Origin of the sequence: Ruminococcus sp. AM43-6 (assembly GCF_003461785.1) — a bacterium.
GTDB classification, from domain to species: Bacteria; Bacillota; Clostridia; order Oscillospirales; family Ruminococcaceae; genus Hominimerdicola; species Hominimerdicola aceti.
Genome location: NZ_QTXU01000010.1, coordinates 26,132 through 41,819 on the forward strand (window position 1 = coordinate 26,132; position 15,688 = coordinate 41,819).

General features: G+C 45.2%; 17 protein-coding genes. 10 read left to right on the top strand and 7 right to left on the bottom strand.

Annotated elements, in window-relative coordinates; all coding sequences use genetic code 11:
- Positions 1–40 precede the first annotated feature (40 nt).
- Positions 41–589, bottom strand: a complete 549-nt coding sequence (locus tag DW938_RS07255; RefSeq protein ID WP_118124353.1) for a hypothetical protein — start codon at positions 587–589, stop codon at positions 41–43.
- A 137-nt stretch (positions 590–726) separates the two neighbouring features.
- Between DW938_RS07255 and DW938_RS07260 the strand changes: the two genes are divergently transcribed.
- The 5 genes from DW938_RS07260 (at position 727) to DW938_RS07280 (ending at position 3,567) form a co-directional block, all read left to right on the top strand.
- A complete protein-coding gene (locus tag DW938_RS07260) occupies positions 727–921 on the top strand; it encodes a hypothetical protein (RefSeq protein ID WP_022287722.1) in 195 nt (64 codons plus the stop codon).
- A gap of 65 nt (positions 922–986) precedes the next feature.
- Positions 987–1,718: a 3-oxoacyl-ACP reductase FabG gene (gene fabG, locus DW938_RS07265; protein ID WP_118124354.1), complete on the top strand. Its 732-nt coding sequence runs from the start codon at positions 987–989 to the stop codon at positions 1,716–1,718.
- A gap of 450 nt (positions 1,719–2,168) precedes the next feature.
- Positions 2,169–2,744: a M15 family metallopeptidase gene (locus DW938_RS07270; RefSeq protein WP_118124355.1), complete on the top strand. Its 576-nt coding sequence runs from the start codon at positions 2,169–2,171 to the stop codon at positions 2,742–2,744.
- 113 nt (positions 2,745–2,857) lie between these two features.
- Positions 2,858–3,010, top strand: coding sequence for a hypothetical protein (locus DW938_RS07275; protein WP_242989409.1), 153 nt, complete (start codon positions 2,858–2,860; stop codon positions 3,008–3,010).
- Between the two features lie 185 nt (positions 3,011–3,195).
- Complete coding sequence (locus DW938_RS07280) at positions 3,196–3,567, top strand: metal-dependent transcriptional regulator (RefSeq protein WP_118124356.1); 372 nt, start codon at positions 3,196–3,198, stop codon at positions 3,565–3,567.
- Between the two features lie 86 nt (positions 3,568–3,653).
- Here the strand turns inward: DW938_RS07280 and dnaJ are convergent, their stop codons facing one another.
- The 6 genes from dnaJ to DW938_RS07310 all read right to left on the bottom strand — a co-directional run bounded on the left by dnaJ (position 3,654) and on the right by DW938_RS07310 (position 10,380).
- A complete protein-coding gene (gene dnaJ / locus DW938_RS07285; protein ID WP_117897356.1) occupies positions 3,654–4,805 on the bottom strand; it encodes a molecular chaperone DnaJ in 1,152 nt (383 codons plus the stop codon).
- A gap of 157 nt (positions 4,806–4,962) precedes the next feature.
- Positions 4,963–6,837: a molecular chaperone DnaK gene (gene dnaK / locus DW938_RS07290; protein ID WP_118124357.1), complete on the bottom strand. Its 1,875-nt coding sequence runs from the start codon at positions 6,835–6,837 to the stop codon at positions 4,963–4,965.
- Positions 6,838–6,900: 63 nt separating this feature from the next.
- Positions 6,901–7,503: a nucleotide exchange factor GrpE gene (grpE, locus tag DW938_RS07295; protein ID WP_117897317.1), complete on the bottom strand. Its 603-nt coding sequence runs from the start codon at positions 7,501–7,503 to the stop codon at positions 6,901–6,903.
- On the bottom strand, positions 7,496–8,524 hold the full coding sequence (gene hrcA / locus DW938_RS07300; RefSeq protein ID WP_022287714.1) for a heat-inducible transcriptional repressor HrcA: 1,029 nt from the start codon (positions 8,522–8,524) through the stop codon (positions 7,496–7,498). The genes grpE and hrcA overlap by 8 nt, the downstream gene beginning before the upstream one ends.
- A gap of 252 nt (positions 8,525–8,776) precedes the next feature.
- A complete protein-coding gene (locus DW938_RS07305; RefSeq protein ID WP_118124358.1) occupies positions 8,777–9,526 on the bottom strand; it encodes a hypothetical protein in 750 nt (249 codons plus the stop codon).
- Positions 9,527–9,555: 29 nt separating this feature from the next.
- The gene (locus tag DW938_RS07310; protein WP_117857904.1) at positions 9,556–10,380 is read right to left on the bottom strand and encodes a hypothetical protein; all 825 of its coding nucleotides are present in this window, start codon (positions 10,378–10,380) and stop codon (positions 9,556–9,558) included.
- Positions 10,381–10,602: 222 nt separating this feature from the next.
- Here DW938_RS07310 and sfsA point away from each other — a divergent pair, with 222 nt between their 5' ends.
- The 5 genes from sfsA to DW938_RS07335 all read left to right on the top strand — a co-directional run bounded on the left by sfsA (position 10,603) and on the right by DW938_RS07335 (position 15,682).
- A complete protein-coding gene (gene sfsA / locus DW938_RS07315; RefSeq protein ID WP_118124359.1) occupies positions 10,603–11,289 on the top strand; it encodes a DNA/RNA nuclease SfsA in 687 nt (228 codons plus the stop codon).
- A gap of 59 nt (positions 11,290–11,348) precedes the next feature.
- The gene (spoIIP, locus tag DW938_RS07320; RefSeq protein ID WP_118124360.1) at positions 11,349–12,512 is read left to right on the top strand and encodes a stage II sporulation protein P; all 1,164 of its coding nucleotides are present in this window, start codon (positions 11,349–11,351) and stop codon (positions 12,510–12,512) included.
- A 172-nt stretch (positions 12,513–12,684) separates the two neighbouring features.
- The gene (locus DW938_RS07325; protein WP_117956716.1) at positions 12,685–14,082 is read left to right on the top strand and encodes a C40 family peptidase; all 1,398 of its coding nucleotides are present in this window, start codon (positions 12,685–12,687) and stop codon (positions 14,080–14,082) included.
- Positions 14,083–14,302: 220 nt separating this feature from the next.
- Entirely contained in the window at positions 14,303–14,569 is a 267-nt protein-coding gene (locus DW938_RS07330; RefSeq protein WP_022287708.1) for a hypothetical protein, read from the top strand.
- Positions 14,570–15,004: 435 nt separating this feature from the next.
- Positions 15,005–15,682 carry a response regulator transcription factor gene (locus tag DW938_RS07335; protein WP_022287707.1) on the top strand — a complete coding sequence of 226 codons (678 nt, stop codon included), beginning with the start codon at positions 15,005–15,007 and terminating at the stop codon, positions 15,680–15,682.
- The last annotated feature ends 6 nt before the right edge of the window (positions 15,683–15,688 follow it).

The following is a 15,688-nucleotide window of genomic DNA, read 5'->3' on the forward strand; positions in this document are numbered from 1 at the left end:
TAAAAGCCTGTCGTATCGGACTGATACGGCAGGCTTGATTTTATTTGTGCTTGTAGACCACACGCTCTCTTACGTCTATCTGTTTGTAGGATATTTTGAAGCCTATCCATGTGGCAAATGGATAGAGTAGAGGGAATATGGCGGTCATGATGAAAACAAATGGGGACATATCTTTCACGTCGGCAGAGTGAGCAGCCCAATCTATAAGAGGATAGAAGCAGGCGTCAAGAAGCTTGTAGGCAGGCATGAAATTGAACGAACCGCTGAATTTTGATATCATCAGCAGTATCATTGTGATATAGCATGGTATGCTTGCAATAAGACCAAGTGTGAAGCCATAGTTAGGGCAATCCTTTTCACCGTGGAATGTGACCTTATTTCTGGCTTCCTCTCCCTGTTTCAGACCAAAGTCAGCCATAAGGCAGACCACTGTGAGAAGTCCTGTAAGACCGAAAATTATATTTGCCAATGCACCGAAAGGCTTTGCAACTGCGATAAAAAAAAGGAATACGAAAATTCCGAAGAACTCTGTTTCCACCCATTTCAGCAGTGCGGTGAGTGTAGCTTTTTGTTTGTTGTATTTTTCCATTTTAATACTCCCGATAAAAATAGTATAAGATGATTATACCACGTTATCGTGATATTTTCAACTGTTATGCAGATTTTTCATCTGATAATCACAAAAGCTTCGGGCAGGATAATAACATAAAAAGGAGAGTGATAGCCATGAAAAAGCGTGACAAGAGCCGTTTCCCGCAGGCTTCAGACGGCACAAAGGTATACAAGCCCCATGACGTTATCTCGGCAGGTCAGGAATATGTTGTGACGGACAACTACACTGCGCCAAACGGCAGAGTATACAATCGTCAGGAGCAGAACGCAGGCTGGGCGAGAAAATGGGTAGACGAGAACGAAAAGTAGCCGTTGAAAAACCTCCGCAGGTGTGATATAATTACAGTATATCATGATCTGCGGGGGGTATTTTTATGAAAAAGACGGCATTGGTAACAGGTGGCTCTGGTGGGATAGGCTCAGAGATATGCAGAGTGCTTGCTGAGGACGGCTGGCAGGTGGCTGTATGCTACAAGAATGGCAGAGCTGCGGCGGAAGCTTTGGTATCTGAGCTTAAAGAGCGTGGCTTATGTGCAGAGGTTTTTTACTGCGACATTGGTGACAAGGATAGTATAGATAAATGCGTGGCGGAAGTCAGGGACAGTTTTGGTATGGTGACGCTTCTTGTAAACAACGCAGGCATAGCGGATATAGAGCTTTTCACTGACATGACTGACGAGAAGCTATGGGAGATGATAAGCGTGAATCTGCTTGGCGCAATGCGTATGAGCAGGGCGGTGCTTCCTGAGATGATAAGGGAACACAGTGGAAATGTGATAAATATAACCTCCGTATGGGGCGAAAAGGGAGCTTCCTGCGAGGTTGCATACTCGGCGGCAAAGGCTGGGCTTATAGGATTTACGAAGGCGTTGGCGAGGGAAGTTGCTATAAGCGGTATAAGGGTGAACTGCGTATCCTGCGGAATGATAGACACGAAAATGAACGGCGAGCTGACGGATGAAGATGTTCGTGTGATAGTTGATGACATACCGGCAGGCAGGATAGGCAAGCCGAGAGATGTGGCGAATGTTGTGCGTTTTCTCAGTGGAAAGGGAGCAGATTACATTCACGGGCAGGTCGTCAGAGTGGACGGGTGCTGGATATAGGTCACTGGCCGTGACGGGCATTTTGTGATATGATGTAATTTTGCACCGCTTTTTGAAATGTGTAGGGGAGCGATGCTGTGCTTGCCATATCCTTGATGCCAAATTAATTTAGGGTGACATTGTGCGATATTTTTCAACAATTCAACAGGCGAGAAATATCGGGCTGTCGCATTTCGGTGAAACCGAAATTGAGCCAAGCCACTACAATGCTGAAATTATGCAAATTCTGAATACGAGCGGATATTCGGGAGAGTTTGCAATGCCGCAAAATCGCTACGCTTGGTGCTTGTGCACAACTTTGGTCAGCTATGCTAATTCCTCATTCCTCACTCCTCACTCCTCACTCCTCACTCCTCACTCCTCATTTAGCTTCGCCGTGTATACTCTCCACACACATCTGCATATACTAAGTTAAAACATTTCTCCCCATCAGGACAAGGAGGTCAGTATATGGATTATCTTATGCTTGTGGATAAATTCAATCCCATAGATATGGGATTTTGCGATCGTGTGGAGTTGACAGAGGTGAACGGCAAGTTTATGGAATCTCAGGCAGGAAACAGGCTCAGGCTTCTGCTCAAAAAGGCGGAAGCTGACGGCATAAAGCTGAAAATTATTTCCGCCTATCGCTCTTTTGAATATCAGCAGATGCTTTGGGAGCGTGAAGTATCTCACGAAATGTGGGGCGGTCTGAGTTATGAAAAGGCTGTGGAAAAGGTGGGCAGAACTCTCGCGCTCCCCGGGTCAAGCGAACACAACACCGGGCTTGCTGTGGATCTCGGCAGAGAGGGTGACAATGATGTGAGCGAGGATTTTTACAAGACGCCTGAATCACGGTGGCTTTGTGCAAATGCCGCAGATTTCGGCTTTATCCTTCGCTATCCTCGCCTTAAAGAGCAGATGACCGGCATTGATTTTGAGCCGTGGCATTATCGTTATGTGGGCGTTGAAGCCGCTCGTATCATTGCCGCAGGCGGGCTTTGCCTTGAGGAATTTCTGCACTTTTACTCGGAAAAATATATCTGAAAATCCTGTGAAAATAATTGACAGAAAGAGCATTGTGTAGTATAATTATAACAAAGCTATGAGCGATAGCCGCAAGTTTTTGTATGCTATTGCGAAAGAAAGGAAGTTTTGTTATGTCAAACTATTCAAGAAAAAAGTCGTTCTGGACTTTAATGGGTGCGATGATACTTGTTGTTGCGTCAACTGCGCTTTTTGTATACAAATATTTTGAGGATAAGGAGCACGCCGAAAAGTGGAAAGACTATGACGAGTGCGGTATACAGTAAATAACAGACAGCTTTAAAGGCACTGCTTTTTTGTGAGCAGTGCCTTTGTATATCAACACAATTCATTGATGTAAAGTTTATCAAAATCGCTGAAAAAGCGTGCTTGCACTTGAAATGCGGCTTGAAATGTGATATAATAGTCGTAATGACCTGATGACAAACTTGTTCTAGGGAGGGACGTTATAATGCAGATAAGAGAATCAGCTGAAAATTATCTCGAAACGATACTTATTCTCAGCCAGCGCAAGGGCAAAGACGAGGTAAGAAGCATAGATATAGTAAACGAACTTGAGTTTTCAAAGCCGAGCGTAAGTGTGGCAATGAAAAATCTCCGTGAGAACGGCTATATAACTGTTGACAAGGACGGTTATATTCGTTTGACAGACAAGGGTTTGGAGATAGCCGAGAAAATGTATGAACGTCATACGTTGCTTTCACAGTGGCTCATAAAGCTTGGTGTTGACGAGAAAGTTGCAGTAGAGGACGCTTGCCGTATGGAACACGTTATCAGTGCGGAGTCCTTTGCGGCTATCAAAAAGCACACAGGTATGGCTTGATAAGATGATAATTGCCGTGGGTCTTCCTGCGGCATTTTTTATTGCAAACAAAAAGGGAGAACAGCTTTGTGCCGTTCTCCTTTTTGTTATTTGAATTTGTCTTTGAGCTTGTCAAAGAATGTTTTGCGCTTTGCGTAGTTCTTTTCACCGAGGGACTTTTCGTAGTCACGGAGCTTTTCTTTTTGCTCTTTGGTCAGATTGCGTGGAACTTCAACTGTTACACGAACGTAGTGGTCGCCGTGGTCGTTTCTGTTTACCTTCTTTATGCCCTTGCCTCTCAGGCGGAACACTGTGCCTGTCTGTGTACCCTCTGGCACTGTGTATTTTACCTTGCCGTCAACTGTAGGAACTGTTATCTCGTCACCGAGAGTAGCCTGTGCATAAGTAAGCGGTATCTCTGTCCACACGTCATAGCCGTCACGCTCGAAAATAGGGTCAGGTCGAACTGTAATGTTGATGTGCAGGTCGCCGTTAGGACCTCCGTTTATACCGCAGTTGCCCTCACCGCCTACTCTAAGTGTCTGACCATCGTCGATGCCGGCAGGAACGTTTATCTCCTTTTCAGATACCTTCTTTACTCTGCCCTGACCATTGCAGGTATGGCAAGGGTTGTCGATTATCTGACCCTTACCGCCACAGCGACTGCAAGTCGTGGTCTGAGCGATGTTTCCGAAAGGCGTTCTCTGTGTTATCCTTACTGTACCAGTGCCGTGGCAGTCAGGACAGGTCTTAGGCGAAGAACCTGCGGCTGCGCCTGTGCCGTGACAGTCAGGACATTTTTCGGCTCTGTTTATGCGAATTTTCACAGTCTTGCCCTTGCAGGCTTCCATGAAGTCAAGAACAACGTTCGCTCTTATATCCTCGCCGCGTCTTGGTGCGTTAGGGTTAGCAGAACGTCCGCCACCGAAGCCTCCGCCAAATCCACCGAAAATGGAATCGAAAATATCGCCCATATCGCCAAATCCGCCGAAGCCTCCTGCACCTGCTCCACCGCCTGCACCGTAGTTCGGGTCTACGCCTGCGTGACCAAACTGGTCATATCTTGCTCTTTTATCTTTATCTGAAAGCACTTCATAAGCTTCATTTACTTCCTTGAACTTTTCCTCGCACGCTTTGTCGCCAGGGTGAAGGTCAGGGTGATACTGCTTTGCAAGCTTACGGAATGCCTTTTTTAATTCATCGTCTGTGGCAGTTTTAGAAACGCCAAGCACTTCATAGTAATCTCTTTTTTCAGCCATATAAACGCCCATGCTCTGTAAGCTGCAGATCGTGAAAGTCTTGGGGCATGGGCTTGCCTCCTTTTTGTAAGTATAGTCCTTTCACGCTTTTCACACAGCCTTTTAATACGGCAATAGCCCCTGCTCGAAAAATCGGAGCAGAGGCAGCCGTTATGATTTATTCTGCGTCAGTAAATTCAGCGTCTATAACGTCGTCGCCACCGTTGTTTGAAGCGCCGCCGTTGCTGCCGCCATTTGCTCCGCCCATGTTGTTAGGGTCAAAGCCTGCGGCACCGCCTGCTGCCTGCTGTGCCTGTGCAGCCTGCTGATATACCTTAGTTGCAACGCCCTGGAATGTTTCCTCAAGCTCCTTGTGCTTAGCCTTGATAGTCTCGATATCAGTACCCTTGAGGGCTTCCTTAAGAGCGTCTATCTTAGCCTGACAAGCTGACTTGTCAGCAGCGTCTATCTTGTCGCCGAACTCGCCCAGTGACTTTTCAGCCTGGAAGCAAAGCTGGTCAGCAGCGTTTCTTGCGTCAACGTCCTCTTTCTTCTTAGCGTCCTCTGCTGCGAATGCCTCAGCTTCCTTGACAGCCTTATCTATATCGTCCTTAGACATATTTGTTGAAGAAGTGATCGTGATGTTCTGCTCCTTGCCTGTGCCAAGATCCTTAGCGGAAACGTGTACGATACCATTAGCGTCGATATCGAATGTTACCTCGATCTGTGGAACACCTCTTGGAGCAGGAGCGATGCCGTCAAGTCTGAACATACCGAGCTGTTTGTTGTCCTTTGCGAACTCACGCTCACCCTGAAGTACGTTGATATCAACGGCTGACTGATTATCAGCGGCAGTTGAGAATATCTGTGACTTCTTTGTAGGTATAGTTGTGTTTCTCTCGATGATCTTTGTGCAGATACCGCCCATTGTTTCAAGACCAAGTGACAGTGGAGTTACATCGAGGAGGAGCAGACCGTCCTTAACGTCGCCTGCGAGAACGCCGCCCTGATATGCAGCGCCAAGTGCTACGCACTCATCTGGGTTGATGCCCTTGAACGGCTCTTTGCCAAGGAATTTCTTAACAGCTTCCTGAACGGCTGGTATTCTTGAAGAACCGCCGACCATAAGGACTTTCTGGAGGTCGTTAGCTGACAGACCAGAGTCTGAAAGTGCCTGACGAACTGGTCCCATTGTTGACTCAACAAGGTCTGCTGTCATTTCGTTGAACTTAGCCTGTGTAAGTGTCATTTCAAGATGCTTTGGACCTGTAGCGTCTGCTGTGATGAATGGGAGAGAGATAGTTGATGATGCTGTAGATGAAAGCTCTATCTTAGCCTTCTCAGCAGCTTCCTTAAGTCTCTGCATTGCCATTTTATCACCTGAAAGGTCAACACCCTCAGTCTTCTTGAACTCTGCGATCATCCAGTCGATAATTCTCTGGTCGAAGTCGTCGCCGCCCAGGTGGTTGTTACCTGCTGTAGCAAGAACTTCTGTAACGCCGTCGCCCATTTCGATGATAGATACATCGAATGTACCGCCGCCAAGGTCGTAAACCATGACCTTCTGATCCTCTTCCTTATCAATACCGTAAGAAAGTGCAGCGGCTGTTGGCTCATTGATGATTCTCTTTACTGTCAGACCTGCGATCTGACCTGCGTCCTTAGTAGCCTGTCTTTGTGCGTCTGTGAAGTAAGCAGGAACTGTGATAACAGCCTCTGTTACCTTTTCGCCCAGATAAGCCTCAGCGTCAGCCTTCAGCTTCTGAAGTATCATAGCTGAAATTTCCTGTGGAGTGTAATCCTTGCCGCCCATGTGAGCCTTGTAGTCAGAGCCCATATGTCTCTTGATAGAAATTACAGTGTTGTCATAGTTTGTAACAGCCTGTCTTTTTGCTACCTGACCGATAAGTCTGTCGCCGTTCTTTGAAACGCCAACTACTGACGGAGTTGTTCTTGCACCCTCGCTGTTAGGGATAACAACGGCTTCGCCGCCCTCCATAACTGCTACACAAGAGTTTGTTGTACCTAAATCTATACCGATGATTTTGCTCATAAGATCAAGTCCTTTCAAAATTTACTTAATTTATATCAAGACCTTAAGTCCCGATGTCTTTGTTTATGGGTTTGCTACTATTACCATTGCGTGTCTTATGACCTTGCCGCCTATGGTGTAGCCGTTTTGAAGCACCTGCGCCACAATATTTTCACCGAGGTCAGGGTCGTCAACTGTGCTTACAGCCGTTGCAACGTTCGGGTCAAATTCCTTGCCCGCAAGCTCCATTACCTCAACGTTGAGCTTTTTAAGTGCGTCGCTGAACTGATTGAATATCATTTCAACACCCTGTTTATAAACTGCGTCCTGAGTTTCTGTGCCTAACGCTCTTTCAAAGTTGTCAAACACCGGCAGGAAGCCGTTTATCACATTTCCCTTTGCTGTGTCTGTAAGCTCCAGTCTTTCTTTTGCGCTTCTTTTTCTGAAGTTATCATATTCAGCCATAAGTCTGAGATACTTGTCATTTGCTTCGGCAAGCTCTTTTTTCAGCTTTTCTGTTTCGCTCTCCTCCGCCTTCTTCTCTGTATCCTCAGTGGCATTTTCTGCGGTATCCGCCGCTTCTTTTACTTCTTCGCTTTCAGCAGAGGTGTTTTCCTCTTTTTCAAGCTCGGTGTCCTTTTCAGTTTCCTTACTCAATTTACGCCGCCTGCCTTCCTTTTTATTCATTTTCGTCGTCTTCTTTGTTTTGCTCTTGTGGCTTTTCGGATATCATTTCCGATATCTTTCCTGTGAAATACTCGAGATATGGGATAAACTTCGCATAGTCGAGCCTCATAGGACCTATAAGCCCCAGCGCACCTGCTGTCTTGCCGTCCTTTGAGAACGGAGCTGTTATAATAGAGGAGTTGTGGATAACAAATCCGTCACGCTCAGGGGAGAACATAACGTGAAGCCCTGAGAACGTTTCGTCAATAAATCCTTTAAGCTCCTTCTGATTATCGAGAAAGCTTATTATCTCATTTTGGTTGAAGTCCTTGCAGGTGAGAAGATTGCTTTGACCTTTGATAGACACGCTGCTCATTTCCTTTGTCATCTTCATGATCTCGGAAACAAGCGGTGAAAGGGTCATCATGTACGTTCCCATTGCTTCTGTGAGCTTTTCAAGATAAGCGTCCGAAAGACTGTCGATAGGCACGCCGTTGAGATTTTCCTTTACGAAGTTATCAAAAAACTCAAGCTGATCCTGACTGAGGTCGAACTCCAATCGGCAAACCTTATTCTTAATAGAGCCGTTGGACGTTATCATCAAAATAACGTACATTCTCTTTCCTGTAGGTATTACCTCTACCTTTGAGATAAGCGAGAACTTTGGCGTTGCGTTTGCGACCACCGCCGCACATTTCGTAAGATCCGCCAATGCCATTGAAGCCTTGTTCACAAGGTCTTCCTCTGTGACATATTCCTGCGGTATCATTGAATCCAGCATCTTCTTTTCATTTGCTGTAAGCTGGTTTTGCTCCATAAGCTGGTCAACATAAAGCCTGTAGCCCTTATATGTTGGTATTCTGCCTGCGGAGGTGTGTGGCTGTTCGAGATAGCCTTGCTTCTCAAGCTCTGCCATTTCATTTCTTATGGTCGCTGAGGACGCTTTGACGTGAGCCATTATCGCCTTTGAGCCTACAGGCTCGCCTGTTACGATATATTCATTGACTACCGCTGAAAGTATTTTCAGCTTGCGGTCGTCCATTTGCTCACCACCCGTTCTTCTTGTTAGCACTTATTGTATTTAAGTGTTAGCACTCTTTCTTCTCGAGTGCTAAGTATAGTTTATACCCTTTTGACGATTTTGTCAAGGGGTTTAAGACTATTTTTCTCACAAATTTCAAAAATATTTAAACTTCTTTTCCGTCATATTGCACAACGCTTTGCTGAAAATGCAAAAAAAGCGGGCAGACCGCAGTGGTCTGTCCGCCCGATGTTGGAAAAAGATCAGATAAAATTATTCTTTTGTATAAGCAGAAAGATCAGGAACAGCAAGCAGGCTGTCGTCTGCTTCGCCTATGGAATCTACAGTGAAGTAAACTGCGCTTGATTCGTCAGCACCCTCTGGGAGCAGAACTACCTGCTTAAGGTCATATGTAGCGCCGTCAAAGCCGTAAACTATCTGACCCTCAGCACCTGCAACGGCACTGTCGAGCTTATAGTATTCGTGAACGACGTTTGTTGTTTCGTCAATATATGCGTGGTCAAAATCGAGGGTCGCGCCGAAAAGAATGTCGGCTGACTTCCACTGATTTCCGTCGTCGTCCTCAATGCTGTAGGTGGTCGTGCCTTCTGAAACGTTGTAAAGCTTTCCGTCGCCAGGGCAAACTGTGTATGACTTCATGCCCTGAACTGTGAGTGCCTGATAAGCCTTGCCGTCCTTTACGCAGATAGTATACTTTGTGCCGTTGTTTGACATCTGACCTGTAAGGTTCGCAAGATAGTTGCCCTCATACTTGTCTTTCATCTGCTCGAAAGCTCTGAAATCGCCGTCAACGTCATAATCCGTTGTGCCTGCGTTTGTGGAAGTGCTGTCAGCGGAGCTTTCGTCTGCTGTGCTTTCAGCAGGAGCGGCAGACTCTGCGGCAGCCGTTGTTGTAGTAGTTGTTTCAGCCTTTGAAGAGCTTGCAGTATCGCTCTCCGAGCAGCCTGCCATTGCTGTACACATTGCCAAAGCTGCAATAATAGTTACCATTTTCTTGTTCATAATATTTTGCCTCCGAAAAATGACAAGAATTACTCGGCTGACTCAGCGCCTGACTCAACATCGAGTTCAGCGTCATAAGGGATATCGTCAGTGCTCATATCGAAAGACTGCTCTGTCCAACTGTCAAAATCGTCAGGGAGTTTGACTTCAACGTTTTCAGTTGTGAATGAGTTTACTGTAACAGTAGTCGTTGAGCCGTCAGAGATAGTTTCTATTTTAACAATATCCTTTGTGTCAGCATTGAAGTAATACTTGAATGTTGTTGTGAAAGAATGATCGTCAGAATCGCTTGTGTCGAGAGTTACGCCTGATTCAAGCTCGATGCCAGGATCTTCTGTGTTTTCAAAAGTTTCGCAGATAAGACCGTCGTCAGTTGTTTCAGAGCTTATGAACTTGTAGCTGTCGTTAATGCCGTAGCCTATTTCGCTCTTGAAGTCGTCGATAGATTCTTCCATATCAACAGTGTAATACGTTTTTGACTCGCTGTCAAGTGTGTACATAACTCCGTCGATACTATAGATATCCATATCCACGCCCATAAAGTTCATTTTCATGTGCATATTGCCGCCTGCTATCTCAACAACGGCTGATGAATTGTCATATTCGCTTGCCACTGTCATGTCGATAGCAAGGCTCTCGCCCTGTATCTTCTTTGTATACTGCGCTGTGAGAGTATCCTCGAGATCTGTGGCTGTGCCTGCTTCTGAAGCAGTTGACTCGTCAGCGGCTGCGCTTGTTTCTGCCTTTGATGTGCTGTCTGCTTTTGATGAGCTTGAAGAACTGCTGTCCGAACAGCCTGCCATTACTGCGCATGACATTATAAGTGAAACGAGAAGTGCAGTTATTTTTTTCATTATAAATACCTCTTTCTAAAATTTTAATAAATTATTATTGTTATATAACCTATACTCAAAACTATAACATATTTCACAAATAACGTCAATAGATTTTGTGAAATATTTTTCCCTTTTTGTATCGAACCACAAATCAGCAAAGCTAAGAATGCATGATTTAGGTATTTATAATCAAACATATTTGTGGTATAATGTGAATAGTAAGAATAAAAGGAGCGAATTATGAGATACGATAATATACATAAAGGCAAATTTCTATCAAGACCGAACAGGTTTATCGCCAACGTTGAGATAGACGGCAAAGCCGAGGTCTGCCATGTGAAAAATACGGGCAGATGCAAAGAGCTTTTGGTGGAGGGGTGTACTGTTTGGCTTGAACATTCAGACAGCGAATCGAGAAAGACCGCTTTTGACCTTGTGGCTGTGGAAAAAGGTGACAGACTCATAAACATGGACAGCCAAGCCCCGAACAAGGCGGTAGGGGAGTGGCTGAGAGAGAACAGACCCTTTGGCGAGGGCTTCTCGGTCTACCCCGAAAAGAAATACGGCAATTCACGCTTTGATTTTTACTTAGAGTCGCAGGATAGGAAGATTTTCATGGAGGTAAAGGGCTGTACGCTGGAGAAAGACGGCGTTGTGCTTTTCCCTGACGCTCCTACCCTCCGTGGGGTGAAGCATATAGAGGAGCTTTCCAACTGTCTTGACGAGGGGTATGAAGCTTATATAATGATACTCGTTCAGATGAGCGATGTGAAATATTTCACGCCCAATTATGACACTCACCCTGAGTTCGGAGAGGCTTTGGAGAAAGCTTCCCGAAAGGGCGTGAAGATACTATGCTATGACTGCAACGTGACCCATGACTCTATGACAGTGGGCAAGCCTGTTAAGGTGAAGCTGGGCAGGTAATATGACGGCTCGTCCTGCATATACATTATAATACTAAGATGTATATGGGAGTGACAGCATTGGATATAAAGAAAGTCTGCCTGCGTTGTGTTGCAGTTATAATTGTGGCGTTCGTTATGCCCACGGGTATATGGCTTTATGCAAGATCTGCAAGCAGGTTCGGCAGGGTGGCGGCTGTGGCGGCAGGGGTGGCTATGGGAGAATACAAGCCGTATTTTGCTATGGAAAGTGAAACGGACACGGCATCAAAGCCTGTGGTATCAAACAAGCTTGAAGCGGCGGTGGTGTCAAAGCACAGCATATGGGATATGGATATGGCACCACAGGAGAAGCAAACACCCTCAAAAAGCTCAGAAGTGCCAAGCCCTTTGCCTGCTCAGGACGTGACGGACAAGATACCATATCCTGCAAGCATGGAGGGAAATGACGGTGTTATAGAAAAATACACCTATGGCAGATATGACGGCGAGCAGTATTTCGACCTTGACGGCGGCGGTCAGGTGAGAAACTGCACTGAGCTTTCAAATGATGAGCTTTATGAGGAAAGCTCAAAGCCGTATGATTTTCAAATAGACGGAAATTCCTCTGAGCCGCAGATACTTATTTATCACACCCACGCCACGGAAAGCTTTGAGCCCACAGACAAAGACCATTATGACAGCTCCTTTTCCTGCAAGACCACCGACCCTGAAATGAATATGCTGTCGGTAGGGGACAAGATATGTGAACAGCTTGACAAAGCAGGCGTTGCGTATATCCACGATACACTTGTGCATGATTATCCCAGCTATGACGGCTCTTACGATTCAAGCCGTATGGCGGTAAAGCAGATATTGGAGGAGTACCCCTCTATAAAGGTATGCCTTGACGTTCACCGTGACGGCATAGAGCGTGAGGACGGCACAAGGCTCGCACCTGTGGCGGAGATAGAGGGCAGGGAAGCGGCTCAGCTTATGATAATATCAGGGTGTGATGACGGCATTATGGGTATGCCTGACTATATGAAGAATTTTCACTTTGCCTGTGCCTTGCAGTCGGCTTTGGAGAGCGATTGGCAGGGGCTTACAAGGCCTGTACTTTTCGACTATCGCCACTATAATCAGGATTTGACCACCGGCTCGCTTCTTATAGAGGTGGGAAGTCACGGCAATTCTATCGCTCAGGCACAGTATACAGGCGAGCTTATAGGAAAGACCTTGGGTGAGATGTTCGGGGAAGAATAGGTGCAATAACGCACAAAATATGTGTGGCGAATTGTCTTAAAATGCCGAAAATACGGCTTTTAGCGGTTGGTTTCTTGACAAGAACGGGGTTTTGCGTTATAATAAAAGGGACTACATAAACGTTACAGCGTGAAAAATATATAATACGCTTATATTTTGGAGAACTGATATTATGAAAAAAATTTACCCCATGAAAAGAATAGCCGCAGGCTGTATGGCTCTGTGCATAGCTTTTGCCGCCTTTGGTTTTTCTGACAACAGTGTGAAAGATGTCGTAATGGCGGATAACGATACATACAGCAGTCAGCTTGAAGAACTAAAAAAGCAACAGCAGGAGCTTGATAAGCAGATAGCCGACGCTGACAAAAAGCTTGCCGACGAGCAGGACAACCTTGAGGCTATAAAGAAAAAATATAAATCCATACAGAAAAAAATAGCAAATTCAGAGAAATATTCCTCTGAGCTTGAAGATCAAATGGCAGAGCTTGACGGCAAACAGCTTGACACTCAGCACAGCCTTGACTTGCAGGAAACTGCAATAAACGAGGGCAAGGACGATTTTATGGAGCGTATTCGTGCAATGTATGTTGCAGGCGGAGCAAATTCGTACACAAACGTGCTGATAAATTCATCTGATTTTTATGACGTTCTTATGAGGATAGAGCTTGTGACGAGAGTTGCAAAGCACGATAATGACGAGCTTAACGAGCTTTTGGATCAGTATAAAAAGCTTGAAAAGACCAAGGCAGAGCTTGATGAGCAGATAAAACAGCTCAAAGCAAAGGCTGAGGAATATGCCAAGGAGCAGAAAACTTTGGCGGGCGAGCAGGCGGAGCTTCTGAAAATGGAGCAGGAGTCGGGCAAGCTTATCGAGCAGATAAAGAACGATAAGAGCGACCTTGAAGATAAGTCACAGCAGGTGGACGATAAGTATTCGAAGGTGTCTTCAAAGGCGGAAACCACCACCACAACTGCGACCACCACAAAGAAAAAGACTACCACCACCAAAAAGAGTGGTAACAGCGGTGAAAAGACCACTACCACAAAGAAGCCGGCTCAAACGGAAAAGCCTGACGAAACTACGGTTCAGACCACCACAACTCCGCAGGAAACAGCTAAGCCAAAGCCTGAAACAAGCAAAAAGACCACTACCACAACAACAGCAGCCCCTGCACCTAAGCCTGATTATTCAAGCAGTTCTAAGATAGACACTGTTGTTTCATATGCCAAAAGCATGGTGGGCGGAGCGTATGTATGGGGCGGTTCACAGTTTGGTGCAACGGATTGTTCGGGTCTTGTGATGCTCTCGTTCGCACAGGTGGGAATAAATCTTCCGCACTATGCGGCTTCGCAGGCTTTATACGGCACTACAGTTTCATATAACAACATGAAGAAGGGCGACGTTATCTTCTTTGGCGGAGCGTCGATCTCGAGCATTTACCACGTTGCTATCTATATCGGCGACGGCAAAATGGTACACGCCCAGAACACTGCCACTGGCATCGTTATTTCAAATGTTGAGTATTTTTCAAGATACAACAACATCACTATTATCAAAAGACTTATATAACGCAAAAACGCAGTCTGCAAGGGCTGCGTTTTTTTTATATCTATTATAATGATACAACATAAAACGTCCCGAAAATACATACAAAATTACTTAAATGTGAACATTCATTTTCAAACCTATTGACAAAGCTAAGTATTTGTGATATAATTAAATCAAATAAAGATTGTAGGCTTTGATAACAATTGCTGTACAAAACAGCAGTAAGGCAGGGGGAAGAAAAATGGATAGTCTGAAAACGTGTTTTTTTGGCGGCTATGATAAGCTTGATACATTAAAATATATCGACACCATAACCAGCGAGATCTATATGCTGGAGTCGGCTATCGAAAAGAAAAAGAACGGTGATAACTTTGTTATCCCCGGAGAAACAGGTCAGCGAAAGCTTAAAGGCTCAGCGCTTGGTGGATTTGCAAAGCCTGATGTGGACAGCTACATCTGTGCGCTTCTTGGAAAGGCGGCTGAGCTTCGTGAAAAGCTTTGCAGCTAACGGCTAATAAAGGCAAAAAAATATCCGCAGAGGTCATTTTATATGGCTTCTGCGGTTTTTTTGTCGTATCTTGTCTTAAAAGAGCAATAAAAAATTAATACCCACTTCCATCGGCTGAAATGAGCATTAATTTTTATAGAATTATGAAAGGGATTCTTTGGTATTTGGTAAAACCTAAAGACGAGGAAATGTATCAGCGACTTGGGGAATCGCAGAGGGAAAGAAGATAAAAACCTGACTTTAAGTTTTACCAATTACCAAAGCTTTTTTTGTTTCTTCTGCTGTGATTATATAATACCAGTTCTGTGTGAACCGAATATGAATTTTCAGGGGATTTCGGAGAGTTTTTTGAAAAAAATAAATGTTAATCACCAGTTCACAATTATAAGCTATAATGTCACTATTGGGGAATTTTTTTACGAGGGAGGATATTTTATGTTTCAGATACTTGTGGTGGAGGACGACGCAAGCCTTAGAAAGCTCATGTCTGCCGCACTTAAACAGCATGGCTATGTGACTTTTCTTGCAAATGACGGCCTGGAGGCTTTGGACGTTCTTGAAAAAACGAATATAGACCTTATAATTTCAGATATAATGATGCCGAATATGGACGGCTATGAGCTTACAAGACAGCTCAGAAAGGCTGATTTCAATCTGCCTATACTAATGGTCACCGCAAAGGAGACCTTCGAGGACAAGCAGGAGGGCTTTTCTGCCGGCACAGACGATTATATGGTAAAGCCTATTGATATAAATGAGATGATACTCCGTGTGGGTGCGCTTTTAAGGCGTTCAAAAATGGCGTCGGAACATTCTCTTACTGTGGGAAACTGCGTGCTTGATTATGACGCTATGAGCGTGGCGGTTGACGGCGGAGCGGCGGAAACTATACCGCAAATGGAGTTCAAACTGCTTTTTAAACTGCTCAGCTACCCTGACAAGATATTCACACGCCGCCAGCTCCTTGACGAGCTTTGGGGCATGGATAAGGACGTTGATGAGCGTACTGTTGACGTTCACGTTAAAAGGCTGAGAGAGCGTTACGGAAGCTGTGAGTCATTCGATATTGTCACGGTTCGTGGACTTGGCTATAAGGCTGTGAAAAAGCAGTGAGGGATA

Excerpts from the sequence above, each read along its gene's own strand:
- DW938_RS07255 (WP_118124353.1), bottom strand. The coding sequence starts at position 589 with ATGGAAAAATACAACAAACAAAAAGCTACACTCACCGCACTGCTGAAA.
- DW938_RS07260 (WP_022287722.1), top strand. The coding sequence starts at position 727 with ATGAAAAAGCGTGACAAGAGCCGTTTCCCGCAGGCTTCAGACGGCACA.
- fabG (WP_118124354.1), top strand. The coding sequence starts at position 987 with ATGAAAAAGACGGCATTGGTAACAGGTGGCTCTGGTGGGATAGGCTCA.
- DW938_RS07270 (WP_118124355.1), top strand. The coding sequence starts at position 2,169 with ATGGATTATCTTATGCTTGTGGATAAATTCAATCCCATAGATATGGGA.
- DW938_RS07275 (WP_242989409.1), top strand. The coding sequence starts at position 2,858 with ATGTCAAACTATTCAAGAAAAAAGTCGTTCTGGACTTTAATGGGTGCG.
- DW938_RS07280 (WP_118124356.1), top strand. The coding sequence starts at position 3,196 with ATGCAGATAAGAGAATCAGCTGAAAATTATCTCGAAACGATACTTATT.
- dnaJ (WP_117897356.1), bottom strand. The coding sequence starts at position 4,805 with ATGGCTGAAAAAAGAGATTACTATGAAGTGCTTGGCGTTTCTAAAACT.
- dnaK (WP_118124357.1), bottom strand. The coding sequence starts at position 6,837 with ATGAGCAAAATCATCGGTATAGATTTAGGTACAACAAACTCTTGTGTA.
- grpE (WP_117897317.1), bottom strand. The coding sequence starts at position 7,503 with ATGAATAAAAAGGAAGGCAGGCGGCGTAAATTGAGTAAGGAAACTGAA.
- hrcA (WP_022287714.1), bottom strand. The coding sequence starts at position 8,524 with ATGGACGACCGCAAGCTGAAAATACTTTCAGCGGTAGTCAATGAATAT.
- DW938_RS07305 (WP_118124358.1), bottom strand. The coding sequence starts at position 9,526 with ATGAACAAGAAAATGGTAACTATTATTGCAGCTTTGGCAATGTGTACA.
- DW938_RS07310 (WP_117857904.1), bottom strand. The coding sequence starts at position 10,380 with ATGAAAAAAATAACTGCACTTCTCGTTTCACTTATAATGTCATGCGCA.
- sfsA (WP_118124359.1), top strand. The coding sequence starts at position 10,603 with ATGAGATACGATAATATACATAAAGGCAAATTTCTATCAAGACCGAAC.
- DW938_RS07325 (WP_117956716.1), top strand. The coding sequence starts at position 12,685 with ATGAAAAAAATTTACCCCATGAAAAGAATAGCCGCAGGCTGTATGGCT.
- DW938_RS07330 (WP_022287708.1), top strand. The coding sequence starts at position 14,303 with ATGGATAGTCTGAAAACGTGTTTTTTTGGCGGCTATGATAAGCTTGAT.
- DW938_RS07335 (WP_022287707.1), top strand. The coding sequence starts at position 15,005 with ATGTTTCAGATACTTGTGGTGGAGGACGACGCAAGCCTTAGAAAGCTC.